The following is a 23,196-nucleotide window of genomic DNA, read 5'->3' on the forward strand; positions in this document are numbered from 1 at the left end:
CTTTAGCGCAAAATCAGCATCTGAAATCCGTCAGGCGAGCCACTGTATCGCGCGTAAGATCGGTAATCAGCGCCGACAACAGCTGCTGTGTTTGCAGAATGTCGCGGCAGTCGGCAATCGAGGCGGCACAGTGTCCGTAGCGAGTGGCGGGGCCGAGCACCACTGTCGGGACGCCCGTTCCGCTTACATGTACCGCCCCGCCATCCGTGCCACCATTGCTGAACATATCCAGCTGTAGCGGTATCCCCGCCTGCGCCGCAACGTTCTCAATCCAGGCGGTCAGTTTTGGCGGCGCTATAAGCGATTTATCGCTGAGCACCAGCATTGGCCCCTTACCAATTTGCCGATGATTAGCCGCACCATAGTCAAAATTTTTCGCCCAACAGGCGGTATCCAGCACAATGGCTAAATCCGGCGCAACGGCGCGGGCCGCCGTTTGACCGCCGCGTAATCCCACCTCTTCGCTGGAACTGGCTGCCAGCCAGATCTCCGCCGGTAACTCCGCGTCATACCATTCACGCAGCAAGGCTATCAGCAGATAACACCCCAGTCGGTCATCAAAAGCTTTGCCCATCACCCGCTGATGCGGCAGCACCTGAAACGCGCTATCAAACGTCACACGATCACCAGGACGAACTCCCGCCTCTATCACCTCGTCACAGGAACGCGCGCCGATATCTACCCGCAATCCACTCACCTCATTACCGTTGCGATCGCCGTCAAGCAGGCCGGGGATTTTGCATTCCTCCCGCGTGGTGATACGGACCGGCTGGAGCTGCCGCGCCGCCATCCGTACATTGCCTACTGGCAGCACATCAATCGCCCCCGCGGTGGAAATACTGCGCACGATAAATCCCACTTCATCCATGTGCGCGCAGATCATGACTTTCGGACCATCCGAGACATTAAGCCGGATCAGTACCGATCCTAAGCCATCGAAGCGCACCTCTTTATGCAGGCGATCTGCTTCGTCAAGTAAGATCTGACGAACCTCCTGTTCTGACGCGGCGATCGCATCCGCCTCGCATAGCGCTTTTAATAGCGATAAATCCATCATGCGGCTCCTGTCAGTAATACGGTTTTTGGCATGGAATAGAGCACCTCCGCGCCTTCCGGCGTGACCAGCACAATATCTTCTATCCGTACCCCGCCCTGCTCCGGTAGATAAATGCCCGGTTCCACAGTCAGTAACATCCCTGACTCAAGCACCGTGTGGTCCTCAGGCGAAAAGCGTGGATCTTCATGTACCTCAATGCCGATAGAATGGCCTGTGTTATGGGCGAAAAACTCGCCATATCCCGCCCGGTCAATAACGTCGCGCGCGGCGGCATCCACCGCCAGACAGCGCACGCCGGGACGAATAGCCGCAATGGCGGCAAGCTGCGCCTCAAGGACAATGTGGTAAACGGAAAACAGCGGATGCTCCTGCGGGACGCTGGCGCCGGGTACCAAAAAGGTGCGGGTCATGTCGGAACAATATCCCTGATACACCGCGCCGAAATCGAGGGTTATCCATTCCCCCGCCGCCACGATTTTACGGCTGGCTTTACCGTGCGGCAGCGCGCCGCGCCAGCCGCTGGCGACAATCGTATCGAAAGAGGCTTTCTCTGCGCCGCGTTGACACATAAACCACTCCAGCTCAGCGGCAATCTCCCGCTCGCTTTGGCCTGGCGCGATAAAGCGGCGAATATGCTCCGCCCCCGCATCGGCAATGCGACACGCCTCACGGATGCAGTCGATTTCCGCCGCCGTTTTAATGTGCCGTAGAGCGTCAATGGAGACGCTGGTCATGGTCACCTGTAATTCCGTCTGCCAGAGACGCGCCGTCTCCCAACTGACCTGCGCGCCTTCAAACCCCATCGTTTGCAGATTTTCCGCAGCGATAATGTGGTTCACCAGCGACGTCAGCGTCTGTCCTCCACCAAGCAGATGGATGCAATATCCGTTTGTGCGCGCTTTTACATCAGCGTAATAACGAGCATCGACCAAAATATGTGCGTGGCGATGGCTGATCAGTACGAACCCTGACCCGCTGGAAATGCCAAGATGCGGCTGCTTGTTTGGGCGCGAGGAGATCAGTATCGCATCCAGTTGGCGCTCGCTAAGCCATTGGCGAAGCGAAGTCAATAGTGTCATGATATGGATCCTTTTTTCACAAGCTTTCGATCAGTAATTTGCCCCGGCGGTACATCAAGTGACGCAGGAAAACGACCATTAGCGCCGTAATAACCGCGCCCAATAAAATGCCCGCGATATAGACGCCGAGATGGCTTACCAGCGGCCACGCCCAGATAGCCGATTCAGGAAACCACTGCACTGCGCCCAGCCAGACGGCAACCGACGACCCCACGATAGCGCCAACCATATAAGACGGGATCGCGGTGATGGGGCTTTCCAGCGCAAATGGAATTGCCCCTTCACTGATCCCCATAAATGCCAGGAACATTGCTGTTTTGCCCTGCGGATAAAGCTGGGCGCTGAACAGACGTTTGCCGGTCAGACGGTGGTCGAGCAGCGTCGCCAGCCCCAGCCCAATCGGCGGGATTACGATTGCAATGGAACGCGCCGTCACCGGTAACACATGGTCAGTGGTAAAACTGAAGGCAACAAATCCTGCGGCTTTGTTAATAGGGCCGCCGAGGTCGATAGCGGTCGCGGCGGCGATCCCCATCGCGTACATTAATGCCCCTTTTTCACCTGCCGCGGTGAGCAGAGTGCGAATCCCGCCGTTGATCCAGCCACCAAAGGGCGTAATGACGTAGTACATCGCCAGCATGACAAAAATGGCGGAGAGGATCGGCAGTAAAAAGGTCGTCTTAAAGGCCAGCAGAAAGTCAGGCAACTGGATTTTTTGGTTCATCCACTTCACCAGGTATCCCGCGACAATAGAAATAATCAGCGCGCCGATAAACGTTGACGGAACCGGCGCGGTTGTTACCCAATGCAGGCTGGCCGGATCAAAGTTCAGCACCTGTGTTGGCTGAGTGGACATTAATCCACCGATAAAGCCGGCGGGAAACGCCAGTTTGCCGCCAATGGAATTAGCGACAAAGGCGGCAAACATCGGGATGGCGAAACCAAACAGCACACCACCGAAAGATTGTGACAACCAGGCGAACTTCAGTAAGGAGAGGTTAAAGCCAGTGAATTTGCCACTGTTCAGCGCCTCCATGATGCCAGCGTCGGCTGGGATTTCCAGCCAGCTATAAGCGATTAACTGCGAGAAAGCGAGGATCACCCCGCCCATGATTAACGTCGGCACCATGCGCGAAATACCGGACATGACGTGCTGTGGTAACTCGCCCCAGAAACTGTTGCGGGAGGCCTCGGCTTTTTTAATTGTCGCTGCCGCGCCGGATGCACCGGGCGCAATGGTCGCACTGCGTTTTTTAATGGCCATATCTGTATCCCTGTCGAGAATTACTGTTGATCGGCGGCAATCATCTCTTCTATTTCTTTGATAATGCCCGTTGCGTTTTTAATGGCATCCTGGAGCGTAATCTCATATACATCGCGCGATTCAAAACGCTCGTTATCTTCCGGCGTTACCGCCACGGAATGGATAATTAACGTTGCTTCAGCAATGTCCTGTGCCGTAAGACGGTTTTGAATACCATCGGCACCCTGAGTTTCGATTTTGACTTCATATCCCGCTTCCACAGCCGCCTCTTCCAGCGCCTGCGCCGCCATAAAGGTGTGGGCCAGCCCCATCGGACATGCACAGACAGCAATTAATTTTTTAGTCATAACGTTTTCCTCATAATAGTTAACGTGTGAAATTATGACGGCGAGAACCCAGGGATTGTTACCAGACGAATAATGCTTTCACTGGATAAATAATCCCGCTAAGCAAAAATGTGACGTATGTCGGCATGACGAGTGACGGGCGAAAAAAAACCGCGTGAGGCACGCGGTTAGAGACTGATAATAAATGTGGAAACCACCTGATGGCGCTGCGCTGACCAGGCTTACAGTAGGGATACTTTTCCAGGCTGGATAACGCTTTTACACCGCCATCCGGCAATGCTCATCTTACTTATAGAATATGGCCTAACGCCTGGCGCAGATGTGCCCCGGCTCCCAACAGGCCTGGGTTGTCATGTACAATCAAATAAACTGGAATAGTGTGTACATAATCTTTAAACCGGCCTTTATCTTCAAAACCACCGCGGAAACCAGACGCTTTAAAGAATTCCAGGAAACGCGGAACAATGCCGCCAGCAATATAAACGCCGCCGAATGTCCCCATCGTTAAGGCCAGATCGCCGCCAAATCGCCCTAAAATAACGCAAAAGAGCGACAAAGCACGGCGACAATCGATACAGCTATCGGCCAGGGCGCGCTCGGTAATATCTTTCGGACGCAGATTTTCCGGCAGACGGTCATCGGATTTCACAATCGCGCGGTAAAGATTCACCAGTCCCGGTCCGGAAAGAACACGTTCGGCGGAAACATGGCCAATTTCGGCGCGCAATATCTCCAGAATCATAGCCTCTTCTTCGCTGTTAGGCGCAAAATCGACATGTCCGCCTTCGCCTGGAAGGCTAATCCAGCGTCTGTCCACATGTACCAGATGCGCCACGCCCAGCCCGGTTCCCGCACCGTAGACCGCAATGGGTTTGCCGTCTACCGGTTCGCCGCCGCCGAACTGAATGACATGCTCTTTTTTCAGCATCGGGATCGCCATCGATACGGCGGTGAAATCGTTGATAATTTCCAGATGGCTAAAGCCGAGGTTTTTTTTCATTTCTGCAATAGAAAATGCCCAGGTATGGTTAGTCATCGCTACCCAGTCACCGGTAATCGGACAGGCAATAGCGATACAACCATCTTCCACACTGACGCTATGCTCATCGAGATAAACGCGCACCACGGCCTCAAGACTGGGATAATCCAGACCGGAATACGTTTTGGCCTGCGAGATTTCTCCACTGGCGATATCACACAGGGCAAGCCGTGCGTTAGTGCCGCCTACATCTCCTACTAAAGCATACTTTGTCATTCTTCTACTGCTCCGCTAAAGTCAAAATAAGTCTTTGTCACACTGTAAATTCATGGGGGCATAACAACAACGGCCATCAGGCTGACTGCCTATAAATATAGATCTTCATCACAAAATTACTTTCTTGTTTCAGCACCAATTGCAGCAATGTTGTTGGGCAGGCTGTGCAAAATAGGCATACGACCCCGTGTAAGGAAGAGATTATGCTCCATCCGCGTGCCCGAACGATGCTGTTACTGTCGCTCCCCGCACTGATTATTGGCGTAGCGTCAAGTTTACTTTTAATTGCCGCGATGAAAATCGCGTCAGTTTTTCAGCAATTTCTTTGGCAACGCCTGCCTGCCAGTATCGGCATCGCTTATGATTCGCCATTCTGGATGGTGGGTATACTTACGCTGACCGGGATCGTGGTTGGTTTGATTATCCGTTACAGTCCAGGCCATGCTGGCCCCGATCCGGCTATCGAACCACTAATCAGTATGCCTGTCTCGCCCTCGGCTCTGCCTGGATTGCTTCTCGCTTTAATCATTGGCCTTGCCGGTGGGGTCAGCCTGGGACCGGAGCATCCGATAATGACAGTGAATATTGCGTTGGCGGTCGCGTTTGGATCCCGTCTGTTCCCTCGCATCACGGCGTTAGACTGGACGATTCTGGCCTCGGCAGGCACCATCGGCGCGCTATTCGGCACGCCCGTCGCCGCCGCACTGATTTTCTCGCAAACGCTTAGCGGCGCTAACGATGTTCCCGTGTGGGATCGCCTGTTTGCGCCCTTAATGGCGGCAGCGGCGGGGTCATTAACCACCAGTCTGTTCTTCCAGCCGCATTTTTCGTTGCCCATTGCCCATTATACGCAGATGCGGCTGGTGGATATTGCCAGCGGTGCGATTGTCGCAACGATAGCCATTGCCGCAGGGATGGTCGCCGTCTGGTGCCTCCCACGTCTGCATGAGTTGCTGCATCGGCTGAAAAATCCGGTCCTTATTCTCGGCATAGGTGGTTTTATGCTGGGTATACTGGGCCTCATTGGCGGGCCGCTGACCTTGTTTAAAGGGCTGGACGAAATGCAACAAATGGCATTTAGCCAGACGCTGGGCGCGGGGGATTATTTTACCTTAGCCATCGTCAAACTGGCCGCGCTGGTTATCGCAGCCGCGAGCGGCTTTCGCGGCGGGCGCATTTTTCCGGCTGTGTTTATCGGCGCGGCGCTGGGGCTCATGCTCCATGCCCATGTCGACGCCGTTCCGGCGGCCATCACGGTTTCCTGCGCGATACTTGGGTTAGTACTGGTGGTAACGCGCGACGGCTGGCTCAGCCTGTTTATGGCGGCAGTCGTCGTACCGGATACCAACCTGTTGCCGCTGCTGTGTATCGTTATGCTCCCCGCATGGCTATTGCTGGCGGGTAAACCGTTACTGGCCGCCAACCATCACGAGCCTTAATCCGGGGCAACGGGGAAACATTATCCCCCGTTGCGCATTTCCAGTGCGCGGGTCACGGTACGCAATAGTTCAGGCAGGTCGGCTTTTGGCAGCATCACTTCAATCAATGACAAACGCTGCGGACGCGCCAGTCGTGCGAGTATTTCTTCCAGTTGAATAGCCTGCGTCACCCGCCAGCACTCCGCCTGTTGCGCCGCGCTTAGCGCCTGCGGTATCTGCGTCCAGTTCCAGCTCGCGATGTCGTTATATCGCTGAGCGGCGCCGTGAATGGCACGTTCTACGGTATAACCCTCATTGTTGAGCAGCAGGATGATCGGCGCCTGTTCGTCGCGTAACATCGAGCCCATTTCCTGAATCGTTAGCTGAGCCGCACCATCGCCAATAATCAATATCACCCGTCGATCAGGGCAGGCCGTTTGGGCGCCAAACGCAGCCGGCAAGGAATAGCCAATAGACCCCCACAGTGGCTGCACCAGAACTTCCGCGCCATCAGGCAGCGACAGCGCGGCGGCGCCAAAGGCAGCGGTGCCCTGATCGACCAGAATAATATCGCCGGGTTTGATAAATTGCTGTAAGGTTTGCCAGAAGTTTTCCTGGGTTAGTGCCCCCTTTTCAACCGGAATAGATTGCCCGGAGGAACGCGTCGGCGATGGGGCGAAGGCGCATTCAAGACACAGTTCACGCAATATAGATACCGCCAGCTCCATAGGGAGGGTGAACCAGGAATCGCCAATACGCGACGCGTAAGGCTGGATCTCCAACGTTCGCTCCGCTGGCAACTGTTGGGTAAACCCGGCAGTAAGCGTATCGACAAAACGGGTACCAACACAGATGACCATATCGGCATCTTCTATGGCCTGACGGACCTCTTTGCTGCTGGCGCCGGCGCTGTAGGTGCCGACAAAGTTCGGATGCTGCTCATTAAAAAGCCCCTTCCCCATCAGTAGCGTCGCATGGGCAATAGGCGTTTCCACCATCCAGCGTTGTAGCAGAGGTCGTAAGCCAAAACGCCGGGCGAGAAAGTCGGCCAATAGCGCAATGCGCCGGCTGTTCATCAGACACTGGCGAGCATGGTAACGAAATGCCGTCTCCACGCTGCTTTGCGCTTTATTCGCGGGTAACATCAGAGTTTCTGTGGGTGGAATGGCCGGTTTTTTCGCCACATCAGCGGGCAACAGGATGTAGCACGGTCTGTGGGCAGTAAGCATCTCACCCAATACACGGTCAATCTCGTAACAGGCATTCTGCTCATTTAAAACAGCGCTGGCGGCAGATATCGCCTGACTCATGCGATAAAAATGACGAAAGTCGCCATCGCCAAGCGTGTGATGCATCAGTTCACCGCGCTGCTGCGCATCGCTACAGGGCGCGCCGACGATATGCAATACGGGTACGTATTCCGCGTAACTGCCCGCGATACCGTTAATGGCGCTAAGCTCTCCGACGCCAAAGGTCGTTAGCAACGCGCCAGCACCCGACATACGGGCATAACCGTCAGCAGCGTAAGCAGCGTTCAGTTCATTGGCGCATCCCACCCAACGAAGGGTTGGGTGGTCAATAACATGGTCAAGAAACTGCAAATTATAATCGCCCGGCACGCCAAAAAGGTGGTCAATGCCGCATCCTGCCAGTCTGTCCAGCAAATAATCGGCCACAGTATAGGGGGTTTGCATGACAGCTTTCCTTCTGACGTTAATATTATGTTGAGTATTAAGGAACCGTTGTGGCTGTCCAGCATGACGGGTATGAAAGCCTGGAAAACAATGTTTACAGCCGCGAACCGTGAAATCCTGTTGCCTGCTGCTGAGTGTAACCGTATACACTATTTATTCATGCCATAGGGGGAATATTATGGTTTATCAGCCCGATGAGAATCGTTATCACACAATGGAATATCGTCGCTGCGGGCGCAGTGGCATCAAACTCCCCGCCATTTCGTTGGGGTTATGGCACAACTTCGGCGATGCAACACGGGCAGAAAACAGCCGCGCGCTGCTGCAACGCGCGTTCGATCTGGGCATTACCCACTTCGACCTCGCCAATAATTACGGTCCGCCGCCGGGATCTGCAGAATATAATTTTGGCCGCATTTTGCAGGAAGATTTTTTACCGTGGCGCGATGAGTTGATTATCTCCACCAAAGCGGGCTACACCATGTGGGATGGCCCTTATGGCGACTGGGGGTCACGGAAATATCTGATAGCCAGCCTCGATCAAAGTCTGAAACGTATGGGGCTGGAGTATGTCGATATCTTTTATCACCATCGCCCCGATCCCGAAACACCGCTGGAAGAGACCATGAAAGCGTTGGATCACCTTGTCCGTCAGGGCAAAGCATTGTACGTGGGGATTTCTAACTATCCTGCTGAACGAGCCAGACAGGCTATTGATATCCTGGAGGATCTCGGCACGCCTTGTCTGATTCATCAGCCTAAATATTCACTTTTTGAACGTTGGGTGGAAGATGAGCTCCTGGCATTGTTACAGGAAAAGGGCGTCGGCAGTATTGCGTTCTCGCCGCTGGCTGGCGGGCAACTCACTGACCGTTATCTGAATGGTATTCCACAAGATTCCCGCGCGGCAAGCGGAAGTCGTTTTCTTAAACCGGAACACATTACCGCCGACAAACTGGAAAAAGTCCGTCAATTGAATGATCTGGCTGCGCGGCGGGGACAAAAATTAGCCCAGATGGCGCTCGCCTGGGTACTACGTAACGATAATGTTACCTCGGTGCTGATTGGCGCCAGTAAACCGTCGCAAATTGAAGATGCGGTCGGTATGCTGGCGAACCGGCACTTTTCATCGACAGAATGCGCAGAAATTGACGCTATCCTGAACACGGAGCTTTAGCAAAAAATGCTCTCCTTCCTGATTTAAGAGTTAGGGCGATGAAACAAACCTTTACTGATTTGTAATATTGCATTAACAGGCCGGCGACGGCTCGATCGTGAAGGAGAGAAAGTATGTTCAGGTCACTGATTCTGGCGGCAGCCTTGCTGGCTTTTACACCGCTTGCCGCGAATGCGGGTGAAATCACCCTGTTACCCTCGATAAAATTACAAATTGGCGATCGCGATGATTACGGTAACTACTGGGATGGCGGTCGCTGGCGCGATCGTGACTACTGGCACAACCATTATGAATGGCGTAAAAATCGCTGGTGGCGCCATGACAACGGGTATCATCGCGGCTGGGATAAACGTAAAGCGTATGAACGCGGTTATCGGGAAGGCTGGCGCGATCGCAACGATCATCGCGGGCGAGGACGCGGGCATAAACATCACCACTAATCCCCGCAGAATGATAGCCCGATGACGCCACCGCATCGGGCCTGTCCGCTATGACAAGCCCATCACCGTTCCGACCAGTAACCAGAGGTTCAGGGCGACGACCAGCGCCACAATCATCCAGCCAATCTGTTTCACCCGGCGCGTATTCACCAGTTCCCCCATCAGTGCGCGGTTACTGGTGAAAATCAGTAACGGCACCAATGCCAGCGCAATGCCGAAACTCAACAGCACCTGGCTCATCACCAGTATTCGGGTAGGGTCCAGTCCCAGCAGAATCACAATAAATGATGGCAGCATGGTAATAGTGCGCCGCACCCACAGCGGGATATGAAAATGAACAAACCCCTGCATAACCACCTGCCCCGCCAGCGTGCCGACAACGGTAGAAGAAAGCCCGGCCGCCACCAGGCTAAGGCCAAATACCGTTGCCGCTGCATGGCTAAGCAAAGGTTCCAGCGTCAGGTATGCCTGATCGAGATCGGCGATGCCAGTGTGTCCGCTGAAATGAAACGCCGCGGCGGCGGTGGCCATCATTGCCAGATTAACAAAACCGGCAATAGTCATGGCAATAGCCACATCCCATTTTGTAGCTGAATAGCGCTGTTGCCGCGTTCCGCCATGCAGATGCTGCGTTAAGGAAGAGTGTAAATAAATGACATGCGGCATAATCGTCGCACCAAGCACGCCGGCGGCTAAGAATACCGCTTCCGAGTCAGGCAGCGCCGGAATAACCATCCCTTTGCCGAGTTGTGCTATATCAGGCTGAGAGAAAAACAGCTCCACAATGTAAGCGGCAGCGACAAAAAGTAGTAAGCCGCCAATCACTTTTTCAAGCGGCTTTTGACCATGACGCTGTAACATTAAAATCAGAAACGTCGCAATACCGGTCAATACCGCCCCCTGTAATAAAGAGACGCCAAGAATCAGCTTAAAACCAATTGCCGCGCCGATAAATTCCGCCAAGTCGGTGGCCATCGCGATGATTTCTGCCTGTACCCAGTAAAACCAGACTACCGGGCGCGGATAATGGTCGCGAATTTGCTCTGCCAGATTCTTACCGGTGGCGATTCCAAGCTTTGCTGAGAGGATTTGAATCAGCATTGCCATCAGGTTCGCCCACACCACGACCCAAAGCAGCTGATAGCCAAAGCTGGCGCCGGCCTGAATATTGGTTGCGAAGTTACCTGGGTCGATATAACCAATCGCGGCAATGAACGCAGGTCCCATTAATGCGAGCCTTAACTTGCGCGCCGCCCGTCCGCTGCTATTCTCTACGCGATTGTCAGTCATCTTGTGCCTCAAAAACATAGCATTTGCTATGTTTTATGCTATGTTCATTGATAATGATTATCAAGTGCATTTCAATGGATACGGGTGATTACATTAATAGTGTGAAACGATAGACCGATATCATGACGATCTGCATCGGAACAGTTGGATTAACATTACAAGATTAGCACACTGACATAACTTTTCATTTTCATATTCAGTATAGTAAAAGTGTATTACAGATCACTAATTTTGAATCTCGTCACAGCTCCTTATTATTGTGTGTGTTGGATCTCGTTTTCTTTACGGTTGTTACATAGAATGTGCACGAAAATTAAACCTGCCTCATATTTGGAGCAAATATGGACCGCGTCCTTCATTTTGTCCTGGCGCTTGCCGTTGTTGCGGTACTCGCACTGCTGGTTAGCAGCGACCGTAAAAAAATTCGCATTCGTTACGTCATTCAGTTACTCGTTATCGAAGTGTTACTGGCCTGGTTCTTCCTGAACTCTAATGTGGGTCTTGGCTTCGTGAAAGGTTTCTCCGAGATGTTTGAAAAACTCCTCGGATTTGCCAACGAAGGGACAAACTTCGTCTTCGGTAGTATGAACGATCAAGGTTTGGCGTTCTTCTTCCTGAAAGTTTTGTGTCCGATCGTTTTTATTTCCGCTCTGATCGGTATTCTCCAGCATATCCGCGTTCTGCCAGTGGTCATTCGCGCAATTGGTTTCCTGCTGTCCAAAGTTAACGGGATGGGTAAACTGGAATCCTTTAACGCCGTCAGCTCGCTGATCCTGGGCCAGTCCGAGAACTTTATCGCGTATAAAGATATTCTCGGTAAAATGTCCCGCAACCGTATGTACACCATGGCGGCTACCGCAATGTCTACCGTTTCCATGTCTATCGTGGGCGCATACATGACGATGCTGGATCCTAAGTATGTGGTGGCTGCACTGGTTCTGAACATGTTCAGCACCTTTATCGTTCTGTCGCTGATCAACCCGTACCGCGTGGATGCCAGCGAAGAAAATATCCAGATGTCGAACCTACACGAAGGCCAAAGCTTCTTCGAAATGCTGGGCGAATACATTCTGGCAGGTTTTAAAGTGGCCATTATCGTCGCGGCGATGCTTATCGGCTTTATCGCGCTGATCGCGGCGCTGAACGCTCTGTTCGCTACAGTGACTGGCTGGTTTGGCTACAGCATTTCCTTCCAGGGCATTCTGGGCTACATTTTCTACCCGGTGGCGTGGGTGATGGGCGTACCGTCCAGCGAAGCGCTACAGGTAGGAAGCATCATGGCGACTAAACTGGTTTCTAACGAATTCGTGGCGATGATGGATCTGCAGAAAATTGCCTCTACTCTTTCTCCGCGCGCAGAAGGCATTATCTCCGTCTTCCTGGTGTCCTTCGCGAACTTCTCTTCTATCGGGATTATCGCAGGTGCGATTAAAGGCCTGAACGAAGAACAGGGCAATGTGGTTTCCCGTTTTGGCCTGAAACTGGTTTATGGCTCCACGTTAGTGAGCGTCCTGTCCGCCTCTATCGCTGCGCTGGTACTGTAAAGCACTACGCTTATCAGGCCTCCAGATTCAGGCGTATCAATTCAGAAACCGGGGAGGTATCCCCGGTTTTTTTATACTACTTACTCACCTAGCGGGCGCGGACGGCCAATCAGGTATCCCTGCAAACTGTGGACGCCCAGTTGTAATAACAAGTCGCGCTGCGCCGGCGTCTCAACAAACTCGGCGACAACACTCAGCGATTTCGCTTTTGCTAAATCAGTGATTGATTTCACAATCATCGCATCCAGGGAGTCCGTCAGAATATCTTTTACGAAACAGCCGTCGATTTTAATAATATCGGCCTTAAGGCGTTTAAGGCGCTCATAGTTTGCATAACCGGTGCCGAAATCATCAATCGCGATTTTTAAGCCAAACTTACGCAATTGGTTGATATTATGCATACTGGCTTCTGAATGAGAAAACGCCTGTTCTTCGGTAATTTCTATGATGACCGAAGCAGGTGGAACGCCATAGCGTTTAAAGAGCTGAATAATGCGCGGCGCCGTCTCTTTTTGCAGCAGAGTCAGCGGCATCAGGTTAACCGAGAAACGCGCCCCCTGATCTGCCGAAGGATGTGCGGAGAGCCATTGCAAAAGCGCTTCCATCACCTGCATATCGAACCGCACGCTCAGGTTAAATTGGGCAATAAGCGGAATAAATTGGTTCGGCATCATCATGCCGTCGTCACATCTGAGCCGCGTCAAAATCTCGTCATACCCTTTCCCCTGCGCATCGCGGATAGGTTGCGCGTACAGCACAAGCGCGCCGCGCTCCAGCGCCTGACGGATTTTCTGTAACCGTAACACTCGCTCAGTAGTCTGACCTGAAGCAGCTTCAACGCTATGCGTCAGTGAAAGTACCCGATGGTGTGAACAGGATTGTTCCGCCAACCAGCTTAGCTGGCCCAGCAACGGTTGTAAGGTTTCCTGGCGGCCATCAAACGTTCCCCACGCCGCGCCATACTCCATTTCCAGACCGGTATTGTTCCAGTAAATTTTCCGGTTATTAAGCACATTGAGCATATGTTGCAGGCGGGCTTCGGTCTCCGGTCCGGTTAACACCAGCAGCAATTCACTACCCGGTAGATGAAAAATCTTCTCCTTTTCCAGTAGCAGCGGCTGTAACTCACGAAACACCGCGCGTTCACAATGAACACGCATCTGCATACCATAATGTCGACTCAGAAACTCCAGGTTTTCCATGCGTAAATAGCACACACTTTGCCCGGCCCCCTGCAAAAGAAACTGTTCCAGCGCACGTAAATTAGGCAGCCGTGTCAGCGGATCGGTCAGTGCCTGCGTGTGCCACTGCCGGTTCAACCATTCGCTGCGCTGGTTAATCCGCGCCATATACAACAAACAAATACTAAAAGAAATGAGAACCGAAAGAATAAATGCCAGCGAATATTCTGATCCTACGCCCTGCAGAAAATTGCGGTTATAGCTAAGCAGGAACAGCGCAGTGATAGCCCAGCTTAAATTCAGCAATGGATAACGGATTTTTCCCACGCCAAGTGTAAATCCGATAAACAATACCGGCACCAGGTAACCAGCAATATACTTCGTCTCGAAAGGCGTACACAGCACCGCTAACAGCGTTGCCAATGATCCAAACCAGAGAAACGTAAACAGACGCTTTTCTCTGGCGAGATAAGGGGAAACATTCCTGCGCCAGAAAATACGAATATAGTGCGGACTGGCCATCATTCGCATAGGATAATAAAAAAAGAAGGTAAAAATGAGCGCAGCAGAAATCAGACTCAGTGTATCGACAATAGAGAAAATAGCAGTGCCGGTACCAAAAAAAGTAGAGATCGTTACCGGAAAAGCGAGGTAGTGCCCCGCCAGATGCATACTGATTTTTATTCCGAATGGCGTCATCAGTCCTAACCAGAAGACGCGTAGCCAGATACCTTTATTGAGTATGCCATAGCGCCAGCGCGTCCCCAACAACCAGCGCACAATGGCGCAAACCACCAACACGGGAAACGTCTGGCAAAATAGCAGTACCATCGCCTGCGGCAGGGGTAAATGAAAATTCCACTCATTGGTCAACGTCATTGCGACTATCATCGGCGCGACGCCGCGGCGGCCAAATAAGAACAAAACGGCAAACATGACGCAAAGAGGTAGCCAGGCCAAAAAAATGTAGCTGGAATCAATAGTAGCGCGAGGAGAAATGGCACGGGAAACAAGAATAGCCGGAACGGTCAGGCATAAAGCCAGTAAAAATATTTTTATATTTTTTAGGAGATTATACTTATCCGGCATTACGTTAATGCTCACATCATTATATAAGGCACATGAATAATAAGTATATTCACATCATGAAGCAATCTAACAAAAGCTCATATTGACAGACAGAGTAGTACCAACAAACGAAAGTAAAGAACAGGCTGGAAGCAATAAAGTCAGTAGCATAAAGCAAAAACCCCCGCTTTGCAGCGAGGGTTTGAAAGTGGTGGAGCTAAGCGGGATCGAACCGCTGACCTCTTGCATGCCATGCAAGCGCTCTCCCAGCTGAGCTATAGCCCCACATTGCTTTACGTACAAACCAAATTTATTGGGAGTAAATTTGGTGGAGCTAAGCGGGATCGAACCGCTGACCTCTTGCATGCCATGCAAGCGCTCTCCCAGCTGAGCTATAGCCCCACTACGTAAAGCTTGTCGAGTTGACGGGCGGCATCATATGAATTCCCTTCGCATGTGTCAACGGCAAAATGAACTTGTCGAATTCAATCGCTGAAAAAGCATTCAAATAAAAGACAATGCGGCACAACTCGCATTCAGTAGTTAAACACGTCACGGTTTCGACTAAAATGGTGCTATAAAATAAACCCCTAATTAACCCCACGTCTATTCAGGGAATCGTTATGTTCAAGGAACGGATGACGCCAGAAGAACTCGCTAATCTCACCGGTTACAGCCGACAAACCATCAATAAATGGGTACGGAAAGAAGGCTGGGCGACGTCACCCAAACCCGGCGTCCAGGGCGGTAAAGCCCGCCTGGTTCATGTAAACGAACAGGTTCGTGAATATATCCGCAGCGCTGAGCGTTCGGTTGACCACCAGGCAGACACATTCACGCCTGCCGGCGACGCGTCACTTGAAGCGCTACTCATGACGCTCGCCAAAGAGATGACATTATCCGAGCAGAAACAGCTTACCTCTCTCCTCGTTCGTGAAGGGATTACAGGTTTGTTACAACGCTTAGGGATACGCGATAGCAAATAATATGAAAAGATTACGCAGTAAAATGACCACAGAAGAGCTGGCTGAATGCCTCGGCGTGGCCAGACAGACCGTCAATCGCTGGATCAGAGAACAACACTGGAAAACCGAAAAATTCCCGGGTGTTAAAGGCGGACGCGCAAGACTCATTCACATTGATGCCAGCGTGCGGGAGTTTATTCTGAACATTCCGGCTTTTCGCAAACTGCCTGCTTTTTATCAGGCTGAAGAGCCTTTTGCAGAATATGCGAACGCGGTACACAGCCACGCTTATCGGCAAATCATTGATGCTGTTGAAAACATGTCTGCTCAGGAACAGGAAAAACTGGCGCTATTTTTATCGCGGGAAGGCATTCGTGGTTTTCTGACGCGCTTAGGTATCAATGAGTCGGACTAAAAGGTAAAAACGGCAGGTGTTTTTCCTGCCGTGTCGTCTATTTCAGCTCTTGCTACTGCTGATGTTCACGCTCTGCAATAAAAGCCAGAGCTTTATTGATACGATCGATGCTGCGTGATTTGCCAATGGCATGTACGGTGACGTCCAGCGCCGGAGACTGCCCGGCGCCAGTGACGGCTACGCGCAACGGCATCCCCACTTTCCCCATACCGACTTCCAGCTCATCGGCAGTCGCCTGAATCGCATGGTGGATGTTTTCTGCGGTCCATTCGCCAATAGCGGCCAGTTTGTCACGCACCACCTCCAACGGCTGACGGGCCACCGGACGGAGATGTTTTTTCGCCGCATCAGCGTCAAACTCAGCAAAATCTTCATAGAAGTAGCGGCAGCTTTGCGCCATCTCTTTTAGCGTTTTGCAGCGTTCGCCCAGTAGTTTCACCAGTTCCGCAAGCTGCGGCCCATTCCGGGTATCAATATTTTCTTGCTCAATATGCCACTGCAGATGTGTCGCCACATATTCCGGCGCCAGCGTATTAATGTAGTGGTGGTTCAGCCACAGCAGTTTATCCGTGTTAAAGGCGCTGGCAGATTTACTTACAGCCCCCAAAGAGAACAGTTTAATCATCTCTTCACGGGTGAAGATCTCTTGATCGCCGCTGGACCAGCCCAGGCGAACCAGGTAGTTCAGCAATGCTTCCGGCAGATAACCATCGTCGCGATACTGCATTACACTAACCGCGCCGTGGCGTTTAGACAGTTTTTTACCGTCGTCGCCGTTAATCATCGACACATGCGCGTACAGCGGCACCGGCGCGTTCAGCGCTTTCAGGATATTGATCTGCCGCGGGGTGTTATTGATGTGGTCTTCACCACGAATCACGTGGGTGATTTCCATATCCCAGTCATCCACCACCACACAGAAATTGTAGGTCGGAGAACCGTCTGTACGGCGAATGATCAGATCGTCCAGCTCCTGGTTACTGAACTCAATCGGGCCACGGATCTGATCGTCAAAAATAACGGAACCGTCTTGCGGGTTGGCAAAACGCACCACGCACGGCTCATCGTCGGCATGATGTTCATGGCTATGACGGCAACGTCCGTCATAACGCGGTTTCTCGCCCTTCGCCATCTGCTCTTCACGCAGTTGCTCCAGACGCTCTTTAGAGCAATAACATTTATAGGCCGTTCCCGCTGCCAGCATCTCGTCAATAACCGCATTATAGCGATCAAAGCGTTTGGTCTGGAAATACGGGCCCTCGTCCCATTCCAGGTTCAGCCAGTTCATACCATCCATAATGGCTTCGATGGCTTCCGGCGTGGAACGCTCAAGATCGGTGTCTTCAATACGCAGCACGAACTCACCGCCGTGGTGACGTGCGAAAAGCCAGGAATAAAGAGCAGTACGCGCGCCGCCGACATGCAGATATCCTGTCGGGCTAGGCGCGAAGCGAGTTTTGATTTTCATGAAATGGCCTTACGTTTATAAAGATGCCGACAACCGGCAAATCCTGGAAAGATGAATAGCCTTGTATTCTATCACTGTGGCTTGATTCCTCAATGTTGATCCGGTCAGAACGCTGCGCTTTGCTATTTCCGTATAGAAATCATGCAGCGCGGGGCAATTCACGATCGTTTTGTTTAATTTTACGACGAACAAACAAAAACTTTAGAAAATGCGTTGACTCATTTTCAACTCTCCCTATAATGCGACTCCACACAGCGGGGGTGATTAGCTCAGCTGGGAGAGCACCTCCCTTACAAGGAGGGGGTCGGCGGTTCGATCCCGTCATCACCCACCAACTACTTTATGTAGTCTCCGCCGTGTAGATAAGAAATTGAGAAGTGGGTGATTAGCTCAGCTGGGAGAGCACCTCCCTTACAAGGAGGGGGTCGGCGGTTCGATCCCGTCATCACCCACCACTTTCTCGCCAGCTAAATTTCTTATTATGAAGTACCGAAGTGGGTGATTAGCTCAGCTGGGAGAGCACCTCCCTTACAAGGAGGGGGTCGGCGGTTCGATCCCGTCATCACCCACCACTTCGGGTCGTTAGCTCAGTTGGTAGAGCAGTTGACTTTTAATCAATTGGTCGCAGGTTCGAATCCTGCACGACCCACCAATGCAAAAAAGCGCCCTAAAGGCGCTTTTTTGCTATCTGCGATTTATAAGATTCGGACCTGCGGTAGGGTCGGGTCTCACGCAGTGAGACAACGGAGCCGTTTACGGCGACGGCCAGAAGGGCGAGCAAAGCGAGTCATCCTGCACAACCCACCAACACCTGTTCCCGGGGTATCTCAGGAAATCAGAGAAAGTAAGAAACTGTATCACTGTCAAAGCGATACGTTTTTTTCGTCCGTATATATTCCTTATTGTATCGGGGAAAGCCAGAGCAAAAGGGCCTGCGCTTCTGGTGGTGGAGATCCTGTAGGCCCATTTTCATTTTCTGGCTGAAAAAATCCCAAAATAAACAGAATATTGCACAACTACGTCAATATCGTTTTTAACTGACATTGAAGGCGTGTTTTATGGCCCTCCCCTCCCGTATTCAGAGACGCGTTATATAGCATTTTTTGAGGATGGCACGCAAACGCATGGGGAAACTGATAAAGAAATACAGAACTATTTACTACCAGGAAATGCGCTTATTGAGTCAACGCGGCGAAGCCGCCACCCGGCATAAATACCGTAGCAACGCTACCGGCTCACTTACAGTCTACATCTGATACAGCGGATCTTTCTCCCTTGCGGCGGTTAATTCGCTGGCCTGGGTACGTACTACATCCCATAATGCCTGCGCCGCCGTGGAGAGCGATCGGTTTTTTCGCCGCGCCAGCATGAGCTGTCTTTCAACGACGGGCGTCAGCCGTTTAACCAGCAAGTGGCTGCCTTGCGGGAGTGGTAACGCCAGCGCGGGCAGCACGCTGATGCCGATTCCCGCTTCCACCATTGGAAAGAGCGTAGCGGGATGGCCAATCTCCTGCACGATATCCGCCTCAATTGCAAAATGGGCAAGCGCCGCATCAATCAGTGGTCGGCTACCGGACGCATAATCCTGTAAGACCAGCCGCGCCTGTTTAAGATCCTGCCAGCTCACCCATTCCTGTCGCGCCAGCGGATGATCCTGGCGACACAATAGTAAAAAAGGCTCTGATAAGATGGCTTCACACTGTAAATCCACCGCTGCGCCGGGATCGATAACGATCCCAAAATCCACTTCCCCCTGACGGATACTCTCCAGTACCCACTGCTGCGGGCGATCGTGCAGTACAAAATCAATAGCGGGGTAGAGTAAGTCGCTTTGGGCAATGCACTGCGGAATAAGGTGCGCAGAAATGGTCTGGCTGGCGGCAACGCGCACGGTGCCGGTTAATTGTGTCCCTACTCTGCCTGCATCGCGCAGTATACTGTTCAGTTCATCAAGCACCCGCTCCAGACGCGTCGCCAGCTGTTGCCCCGCCTCGGTCAGCACCACCTCACGTGTGGTGCGATCCAGCAATCTGACGCCGGTTTGCCGCTCCAGCTCTTTTACGCTATGACTAACCGCAGACTGGCTCAGCCCAATCATATCCCCTGCCCGGCTAAAACTTTTTGCCCGGGCGACGGTAATAAAAATACGCAGTTGACGCAGTGAATAATTCATCGATTAGATTCATATATAGATGCAATAAATCAATTTTATTTCTCAAAATGAAAAACGCAAAATAGCTGCACCGACTTTCAGGAGTTTTTATGAAACTTTTTCGTATTCTTGACCCTTTTACTCTGACGCTTATTACGGTGGTATTGCTGGCCTCTTTTTTCCCGGCGGAAGGCGGCTTTGTGCCTGTCGTTGAAGGCATCACGACAGCAGCCATCGCCCTGCTGTTTTTTATGCATGGCGCAAAGCTGTCACGTGAGGCGATTATCGCTGGCGGCAGCCACTGGCGATTACATTTGTGGGTCATGTGCAGCACTTTTGTGCTCTTTCCTGTCCTCGGCGTGCTGTTTGCCTGGTGGGCGCCTGTCAATGTCGACCCGATGCTCTACAGCGGCTTCCTGTATCTGTGTATTTTGCCCGCCACCGTGCAGTCTGCGATTGCGTTTACCTCGCTTGCAGGCGGCAACGTCGCGGCTGCGGTGTGCTCAGCGTCTGCGTCCAGTCTGCTGGGCATTTTCCTGTCACCTCTACTGGTCGGTCTGGTAATGAATATTCACGGCGCACAGGGCAGCCTGGAAGAGGTAGGCAAAATTATGCTGCAACTGCTACTGCCTTTCGTGCTGGGACACCTGTCTCGTCCGTGGATCGGCAACTGGGTCGCGCGCAACAAAAAGTGGATAGCGAAAACGGATCAGACCTCTATTTTGCTGGTGGTCTACTCGGCGTTCAGCGAAGCGGTGGTTAATGGTATCTGGCACAAAGTCGGCTGGGGTTCTCTACTGTTTATTGTCGTGGTCAGCCTCGTACTGCTGGCGATCGTCATAGCCATTAACGTCTTTGTCGCCCGTCAATGCGGCTTCAATAAAGCCGACGAAATCACTATCGTCTTCTGTGGTTCGAAAAAGAGTCTGGCTAACGGGATTCCGATGGCCAATATTCTGTTTCCGACGTCAGTGCTGGGTATGATGGTATTACCGCTGATGATCTTCCACCAGATCCAACTGATGGTCTGCGCGGGGCTGGCGCGACGCTACAAACGCCAGACTGAAAAATTGGCACGGCAGGAAGGCCGTGCCGCGAAAGCTTAAATCGGGCGTTTCAGGGGCTGTACCAGTTGCGTCAGCCCCTCGGTTTTAATGAGCAGCGTAATTTGCATCAGTTCCCCGAGCTTACCCGCCGGAAATTGATCCTTACGGGCAAACCACAACAAATATTCTTCCGGAAGGTCGATCAATCGACGTCCCTGATATTTGCCGAACGGCATCAGCGTATTCGCGATGGCAATCAGTTGCTCTTTCTCCATATCAGACGCCCAGCAAACGGAGCATTTCCGCTTCATCAATGACATTGATGCCCAGTTCCTGCGCTTTAGCAAGTTTGGAACCCGCCGCTTCACCCGCAATCACCAGATCGGTTTTCTTCGATACGCTACCTGCCACTTTCGCGCCCAGTTCCACTAAACGCGCTTTAGCGTCATCACGGGACATCTGGCTTAAGCTACCGGTTAGCACCACAGTTTTACCGGCAAACGGACTGTCGATCTCTTGCGCATTAATCACTACCGGCGCTGGCCAGTGAACCCCTTCCGCCAGTAGCTGACCGATCACGTCACGATTGCTCTCTTCGGCAAAAAAGTTAAAGACGTGCGTAGCGACTACAATTCCTACATCAGGCACTTTTTGCAATTCGTCAATAGAGGCGGCCTGCAGCGCCTCCAGCGTACCGAAATACGCCGCCAGCCCTGCCGCCGTTGCTTCACCGACTTCTCGAATACCCAATGCATAAAGAAAGCGGGCAAAGGTCGTTTCTTTGGCTTTTTCCAACGCGTTAACGACATTTTGCGCAGACTTTGGCCCCATTCGGTCCAGGCCGGTCAGTTTACCCGCCGTGAGACGGAATAAATCCGCGGGTGTATGGACATACTCCCTTTCCACCAATTGGTCGATAATCTTATCTCCCATCCCGTCTACGTCCATCGCCCGGCGCGACACAAAGTGTTTGAGCGACTCTTTACGCTGCGCGCCACAAATCAGTCCGCCAGTACAACGGGTAACGGCCTCGCCTTCAACGCGTTCTACGTCAGACCCGCATACCGGACAATGCGCCGGAAACACAACCGGACGCGTCGCGTCAGGACGTTCCGAAAGGACTACGTTCACCACCTGGGGAATAACATCCCCAGCCCTACGGATAACCACCTTATCGCCGATGCGCAAGCCAAGACGCTCAATTTCATCGGCATTATGCAGCGTGGCGTTACTGACTAATACACCTGCTACCTGAACCGGTTCCAGACGCGCTACCGGCGTAATCGCCCCGGTGCGTCCAACCTGAAACTCAACCTCGCGTACAAAAGTCATCTGCTCCTGGGCTGGAAATTTAAACGCCACCGCCCAGCGCGGCGCGCGGGCCACAAAGCCAAGTTGTTCCTGCAAGACCAGCGAGTTGACTTTAATGACCACGCCGTCGATATCAAAGCCCAGCGTCGGGCGGTCTGCCTCGACTTTATGGTAAAAATCCAGCACCGCTTGCGGAGAATCGCACAGCGTCACGCGATCGCTGACCGGTAGTCCCCACGCTTTAAATTGCAGCAAACGCCCCAGATGCGTATCCGGCAACTCGCCGCCTTCAAGGATACCGACGCCGTAGCAGAAGAACGTCAGCGGTCGCTTCGCGGTAATGCGCGGGTCGAGTTGACGCAGTGAACCCGCCGCCGCGTTACGCGGGTTGGCAAACACTTTGCCGCCAGTACGACGCGCTTCGTCATTGATCTTTTCAAACCCGGCCTGCGGTAAAAATACCTCTCCGCGAACCTCAAGGCGCGCCGGAATGTTATCGCCGTGAAGTTTTAACGGAATAGCGCGAATCGTGCGCACGTTCGCGGTAATATCCTCACCGGTGGTACCATCGCCACGCGTCGCAGCCCTTACCAGAACGCCGTTTTCATACAGAATGCTAACCGCCAGACCATCCAGCTTCAGCTCACAGCACCAGGTCACTTTTTCCTTACTTTTTAAGCGATCCTGTACCCGTTTGTTAAACGCCAGAAAGCTCTCTTCATCAAACACGTTATCAAGCGACAGCATCGGCACTTCATGGCGAATCTGCCTGAATGCCGTCAGCGGCGCCGCGCCAACGCGTTGCGTGGGCGAATCCGCCGTAATCAGATCCGGACGCTGCGCCTCCAACTCCCGCAGCTCCCGCATCAGGCGGTCATATTCGGCGTCGGGAATCTCTGGTGCATCCATCACATGATACAGATACTCATGATGGCGAAGCGTGGTTCGCAGTTCTGTCAATTGTTGTTCGATTGGTTCCATATCACACCATCAATGATAAAAAACCCCCGACAGGCGGGGGTTAC

The 23,196-nt window shown here is 52.4% G+C and carries 20 protein-coding genes and 6 tRNA genes; 11 read left to right on the forward strand and 15 right to left on the reverse strand.

Annotated elements, in window-relative coordinates:
* Positions 1-13: 13 nt before the first annotated feature.
* From ypdE to glk, 5 genes are all read right to left on the reverse strand, one after another.
* A complete protein-coding gene (gene ypdE / locus SBG_RS11335) occupies positions 14-1,054 on the reverse strand; it encodes an aminopeptidase (protein WP_000365991.1) in 1,041 nt (346 codons plus the stop codon).
* Positions 1,054-2,136 carry an aminopeptidase gene (ypdF, locus tag SBG_RS11340; RefSeq protein ID WP_000173852.1) on the reverse strand — a complete coding sequence of 361 codons (1,083 nt, stop codon included), beginning with the start codon at positions 2,134-2,136 and terminating at the stop codon, positions 1,054-1,056. The genes ypdE and ypdF overlap by 1 nt, the downstream gene beginning before the upstream one ends.
* Positions 2,137-2,152: 16 nt before the next feature.
* Positions 2,153-3,400 carry a PTS fructose transporter subunit IIC gene (locus tag SBG_RS11345; RefSeq protein ID WP_000985299.1) on the reverse strand — a complete coding sequence of 416 codons (1,248 nt, stop codon included), beginning with the start codon at positions 3,398-3,400 and terminating at the stop codon, positions 2,153-2,155.
* A gap of 20 nt (positions 3,401-3,420) precedes the next feature.
* Positions 3,421-3,747, reverse strand: coding sequence for a PTS fructose transporter subunit IIB (locus SBG_RS11350; protein ID WP_000162761.1), 327 nt, complete (start codon positions 3,745-3,747; stop codon positions 3,421-3,423).
* A 289-nt stretch (positions 3,748-4,036) separates the two neighbouring features.
* A complete protein-coding gene (glk, locus tag SBG_RS11355; RefSeq protein WP_000170382.1) occupies positions 4,037-5,002 on the reverse strand; it encodes a glucokinase in 966 nt (321 codons plus the stop codon).
* A 203-nt stretch (positions 5,003-5,205) separates the two neighbouring features.
* On the opposite strand from glk, the gene SBG_RS11360 reads away from it, so the two are divergent.
* On the forward strand, positions 5,206-6,441 hold the full coding sequence (locus tag SBG_RS11360; protein ID WP_000903090.1) for an ion channel protein: 1,236 nt from the start codon (positions 5,206-5,208) through the stop codon (positions 6,439-6,441).
* A gap of 20 nt (positions 6,442-6,461) precedes the next feature.
* On the opposite strand, the gene SBG_RS11365 is transcribed toward SBG_RS11360, so the two are convergent.
* Positions 6,462-8,114, reverse strand: a complete 1,653-nt coding sequence (locus SBG_RS11365) for an alpha-keto acid decarboxylase family protein (RefSeq protein ID WP_001194433.1) — start codon at positions 8,112-8,114, stop codon at positions 6,462-6,464.
* A 178-nt stretch (positions 8,115-8,292) separates the two neighbouring features.
* On the opposite strand from SBG_RS11365, the gene mgrA reads away from it, so the two are divergent.
* Positions 8,293-9,291: an L-glyceraldehyde 3-phosphate reductase gene (mgrA, locus tag SBG_RS11370; RefSeq protein ID WP_000262987.1), complete on the forward strand. Its 999-nt coding sequence runs from the start codon at positions 8,293-8,295 to the stop codon at positions 9,289-9,291.
* A gap of 113 nt (positions 9,292-9,404) precedes the next feature.
* Positions 9,405-9,731 carry a DUF2502 domain-containing protein YpeC gene (gene ypeC, locus SBG_RS11375; protein WP_000490092.1) on the forward strand — a complete coding sequence of 109 codons (327 nt, stop codon included), beginning with the start codon at positions 9,405-9,407 and terminating at the stop codon, positions 9,729-9,731.
* A 48-nt stretch (positions 9,732-9,779) separates the two neighbouring features.
* On the opposite strand, the gene SBG_RS11380 is transcribed toward ypeC, so the two are convergent.
* Positions 9,780-11,021: an Nramp family divalent metal transporter gene (locus SBG_RS11380; RefSeq protein ID WP_000131728.1), complete on the reverse strand. Its 1,242-nt coding sequence runs from the start codon at positions 11,019-11,021 to the stop codon at positions 9,780-9,782.
* Positions 11,014-11,091: a hypothetical protein gene (locus tag SBG_RS23575; protein WP_423825296.1), complete on the reverse strand. Its 78-nt coding sequence runs from the start codon at positions 11,089-11,091 to the stop codon at positions 11,014-11,016. The genes SBG_RS11380 and SBG_RS23575 overlap by 8 nt, the downstream gene beginning before the upstream one ends.
* 271 nt (positions 11,092-11,362) lie before the next feature.
* Between SBG_RS23575 and nupC the strand changes: the two genes are divergently transcribed.
* Positions 11,363-12,565: a nucleoside permease NupC gene (nupC, locus tag SBG_RS11385; protein ID WP_000376354.1), complete on the forward strand. Its 1,203-nt coding sequence runs from the start codon at positions 11,363-11,365 to the stop codon at positions 12,563-12,565.
* A gap of 80 nt (positions 12,566-12,645) precedes the next feature.
* Here nupC and SBG_RS11390 read toward each other — a convergent pair whose 3' ends face one another.
* The 3 genes from SBG_RS11390 to SBG_RS11400 all read right to left on the reverse strand — a co-directional run bounded on the left by SBG_RS11390 (position 12,646) and on the right by SBG_RS11400 (position 15,216).
* A complete protein-coding gene (locus SBG_RS11390) occupies positions 12,646-14,835 on the reverse strand; it encodes an EAL domain-containing protein (protein ID WP_001113011.1) in 2,190 nt (729 codons plus the stop codon).
* A 188-nt stretch (positions 14,836-15,023) separates the two neighbouring features.
* A tRNA-Ala gene (locus SBG_RS11395) sits at positions 15,024-15,099 on the reverse strand.
* Positions 15,100-15,140: 41 nt separating this feature from the next.
* Positions 15,141-15,216 (reverse strand) — tRNA-Ala (locus tag SBG_RS11400).
* A gap of 221 nt (positions 15,217-15,437) precedes the next feature.
* Here SBG_RS11400 and SBG_RS11405 point away from each other — a divergent pair.
* Together SBG_RS11405 and SBG_RS11410 are read left to right on the forward strand one after the other, a co-directional pair.
* The gene (locus SBG_RS11405; RefSeq protein ID WP_000472038.1) at positions 15,438-15,800 is read left to right on the forward strand and encodes a MerR family transcriptional regulator; all 363 of its coding nucleotides are present in this window, start codon (positions 15,438-15,440) and stop codon (positions 15,798-15,800) included.
* A gap of 1 nt (position 15,801) precedes the next feature.
* Positions 15,802-16,194, forward strand: coding sequence for a MerR family transcriptional regulator (locus SBG_RS11410; RefSeq protein WP_000826516.1), 393 nt, complete (start codon positions 15,802-15,804; stop codon positions 16,192-16,194).
* Positions 16,195-16,246: 52 nt separating this feature from the next.
* On the opposite strand, the gene gltX is transcribed toward SBG_RS11410, so the two are convergent.
* The gene (gene gltX, locus SBG_RS11415; protein WP_000695612.1) at positions 16,247-17,662 is read right to left on the reverse strand and encodes a glutamate--tRNA ligase; all 1,416 of its coding nucleotides are present in this window, start codon (positions 17,660-17,662) and stop codon (positions 16,247-16,249) included.
* A gap of 258 nt (positions 17,663-17,920) precedes the next feature.
* Between gltX and SBG_RS11420 the strand changes: the two genes are divergently transcribed.
* From SBG_RS11420 to SBG_RS11435, 4 genes are all read left to right on the forward strand, one after another.
* Positions 17,921-17,996 (forward strand) — tRNA-Val (locus SBG_RS11420).
* Positions 17,997-18,041: 45 nt separating this feature from the next.
* A tRNA-Val gene (locus SBG_RS11425) sits at positions 18,042-18,117 on the forward strand.
* A 41-nt stretch (positions 18,118-18,158) separates the two neighbouring features.
* Positions 18,159-18,234 (forward strand) — tRNA-Val (locus tag SBG_RS11430).
* 4 nt (positions 18,235-18,238) lie between these two features.
* Positions 18,239-18,314 (forward strand) — tRNA-Lys (locus tag SBG_RS11435).
* A 594-nt stretch (positions 18,315-18,908) separates the two neighbouring features.
* On the opposite strand, the gene SBG_RS11440 is transcribed toward SBG_RS11435, so the two are convergent.
* Complete coding sequence (locus SBG_RS11440) at positions 18,909-19,835, reverse strand: LysR family transcriptional regulator (RefSeq protein ID WP_001109839.1); 927 nt, start codon at positions 19,833-19,835, stop codon at positions 18,909-18,911.
* 89 nt (positions 19,836-19,924) lie between these two features.
* On the opposite strand from SBG_RS11440, the gene SBG_RS11445 reads away from it, so the two are divergent.
* Positions 19,925-20,920 (forward strand): bile acid:sodium symporter family protein, encoded by a 996-nt coding sequence (locus SBG_RS11445; RefSeq protein ID WP_000765575.1) that lies wholly within the window; start codon positions 19,925-19,927, stop codon positions 20,918-20,920.
* On the opposite strand, the gene SBG_RS11450 is transcribed toward SBG_RS11445, so the two are convergent.
* Positions 20,917-21,135: a DUF3820 family protein gene (locus SBG_RS11450; RefSeq protein ID WP_015702956.1), complete on the reverse strand. Its 219-nt coding sequence runs from the start codon at positions 21,133-21,135 to the stop codon at positions 20,917-20,919. The two genes, SBG_RS11445 and SBG_RS11450, sit on opposite strands and share 4 nt — an antisense overlap.
* 1 nt (position 21,136) lies before the next feature.
* A complete protein-coding gene (gene ligA, locus SBG_RS11455) occupies positions 21,137-23,152 on the reverse strand; it encodes an NAD-dependent DNA ligase LigA (protein WP_000433260.1) in 2,016 nt (671 codons plus the stop codon).
* Positions 23,153-23,196: the final 44 nt, after the last annotated feature.

Origin of the sequence: Salmonella bongori NCTC 12419, assembly GCF_000252995.1 — a bacterium.
Lineage (GTDB): Bacteria > Pseudomonadota > Gammaproteobacteria > Enterobacterales > Enterobacteriaceae > Salmonella > Salmonella bongori.

Coding starts and splice junctions, on each gene's coding strand:
- ypdE (WP_000365991.1), bottom strand. CDS start 1,054: ATGGATTTATCGCTATTAAAAGCGCTATGCGAGGCGGATGCGATCGCC.
- ypdF (WP_000173852.1), bottom strand. CDS start 2,136: ATGACACTATTGACTTCGCTTCGCCAATGGCTTAGCGAGCGCCAACTG.
- SBG_RS11345 (WP_000985299.1), bottom strand. CDS start 3,400: ATGGCCATTAAAAAACGCAGTGCGACCATTGCGCCCGGTGCATCCGGC.
- SBG_RS11350 (WP_000162761.1), bottom strand. CDS start 3,747: ATGACTAAAAAATTAATTGCTGTCTGTGCATGTCCGATGGGGCTGGCC.
- glk (WP_000170382.1), bottom strand. CDS start 5,002: ATGACAAAGTATGCTTTAGTAGGAGATGTAGGCGGCACTAACGCACGG.
- SBG_RS11360 (WP_000903090.1), top strand. CDS start 5,206: ATGCTCCATCCGCGTGCCCGAACGATGCTGTTACTGTCGCTCCCCGCA.
- SBG_RS11365 (WP_001194433.1), bottom strand. CDS start 8,114: ATGCAAACCCCCTATACTGTGGCCGATTATTTGCTGGACAGACTGGCA.
- mgrA (WP_000262987.1), top strand. CDS start 8,293: ATGGTTTATCAGCCCGATGAGAATCGTTATCACACAATGGAATATCGT.
- ypeC (WP_000490092.1), top strand. CDS start 9,405: ATGTTCAGGTCACTGATTCTGGCGGCAGCCTTGCTGGCTTTTACACCG.
- SBG_RS11380 (WP_000131728.1), bottom strand. CDS start 11,021: ATGACTGACAATCGCGTAGAGAATAGCAGCGGACGGGCGGCGCGCAAG.
- SBG_RS23575 (WP_423825296.1), bottom strand. CDS start 11,091: ATGCACTTGATAATCATTATCAATGAACATAGCATAAAACATAGCAAA.
- nupC (WP_000376354.1), top strand. CDS start 11,363: ATGGACCGCGTCCTTCATTTTGTCCTGGCGCTTGCCGTTGTTGCGGTA.
- SBG_RS11390 (WP_001113011.1), bottom strand. CDS start 14,835: ATGCCGGATAAGTATAATCTCCTAAAAAATATAAAAATATTTTTACTG.
- SBG_RS11405 (WP_000472038.1), top strand. CDS start 15,438: ATGTTCAAGGAACGGATGACGCCAGAAGAACTCGCTAATCTCACCGGT.
- SBG_RS11410 (WP_000826516.1), top strand. CDS start 15,802: ATGAAAAGATTACGCAGTAAAATGACCACAGAAGAGCTGGCTGAATGC.
- gltX (WP_000695612.1), bottom strand. CDS start 17,662: ATGAAAATCAAAACTCGCTTCGCGCCTAGCCCGACAGGATATCTGCAT.
- SBG_RS11440 (WP_001109839.1), bottom strand. CDS start 19,835: ATGAATTATTCACTGCGTCAACTGCGTATTTTTATTACCGTCGCCCGG.
- SBG_RS11445 (WP_000765575.1), top strand. CDS start 19,925: ATGAAACTTTTTCGTATTCTTGACCCTTTTACTCTGACGCTTATTACG.
- SBG_RS11450 (WP_015702956.1), bottom strand. CDS start 21,135: ATGGAGAAAGAGCAACTGATTGCCATCGCGAATACGCTGATGCCGTTC.
- ligA (WP_000433260.1), bottom strand. CDS start 23,152: ATGGAACCAATCGAACAACAATTGACAGAACTGCGAACCACGCTTCGC.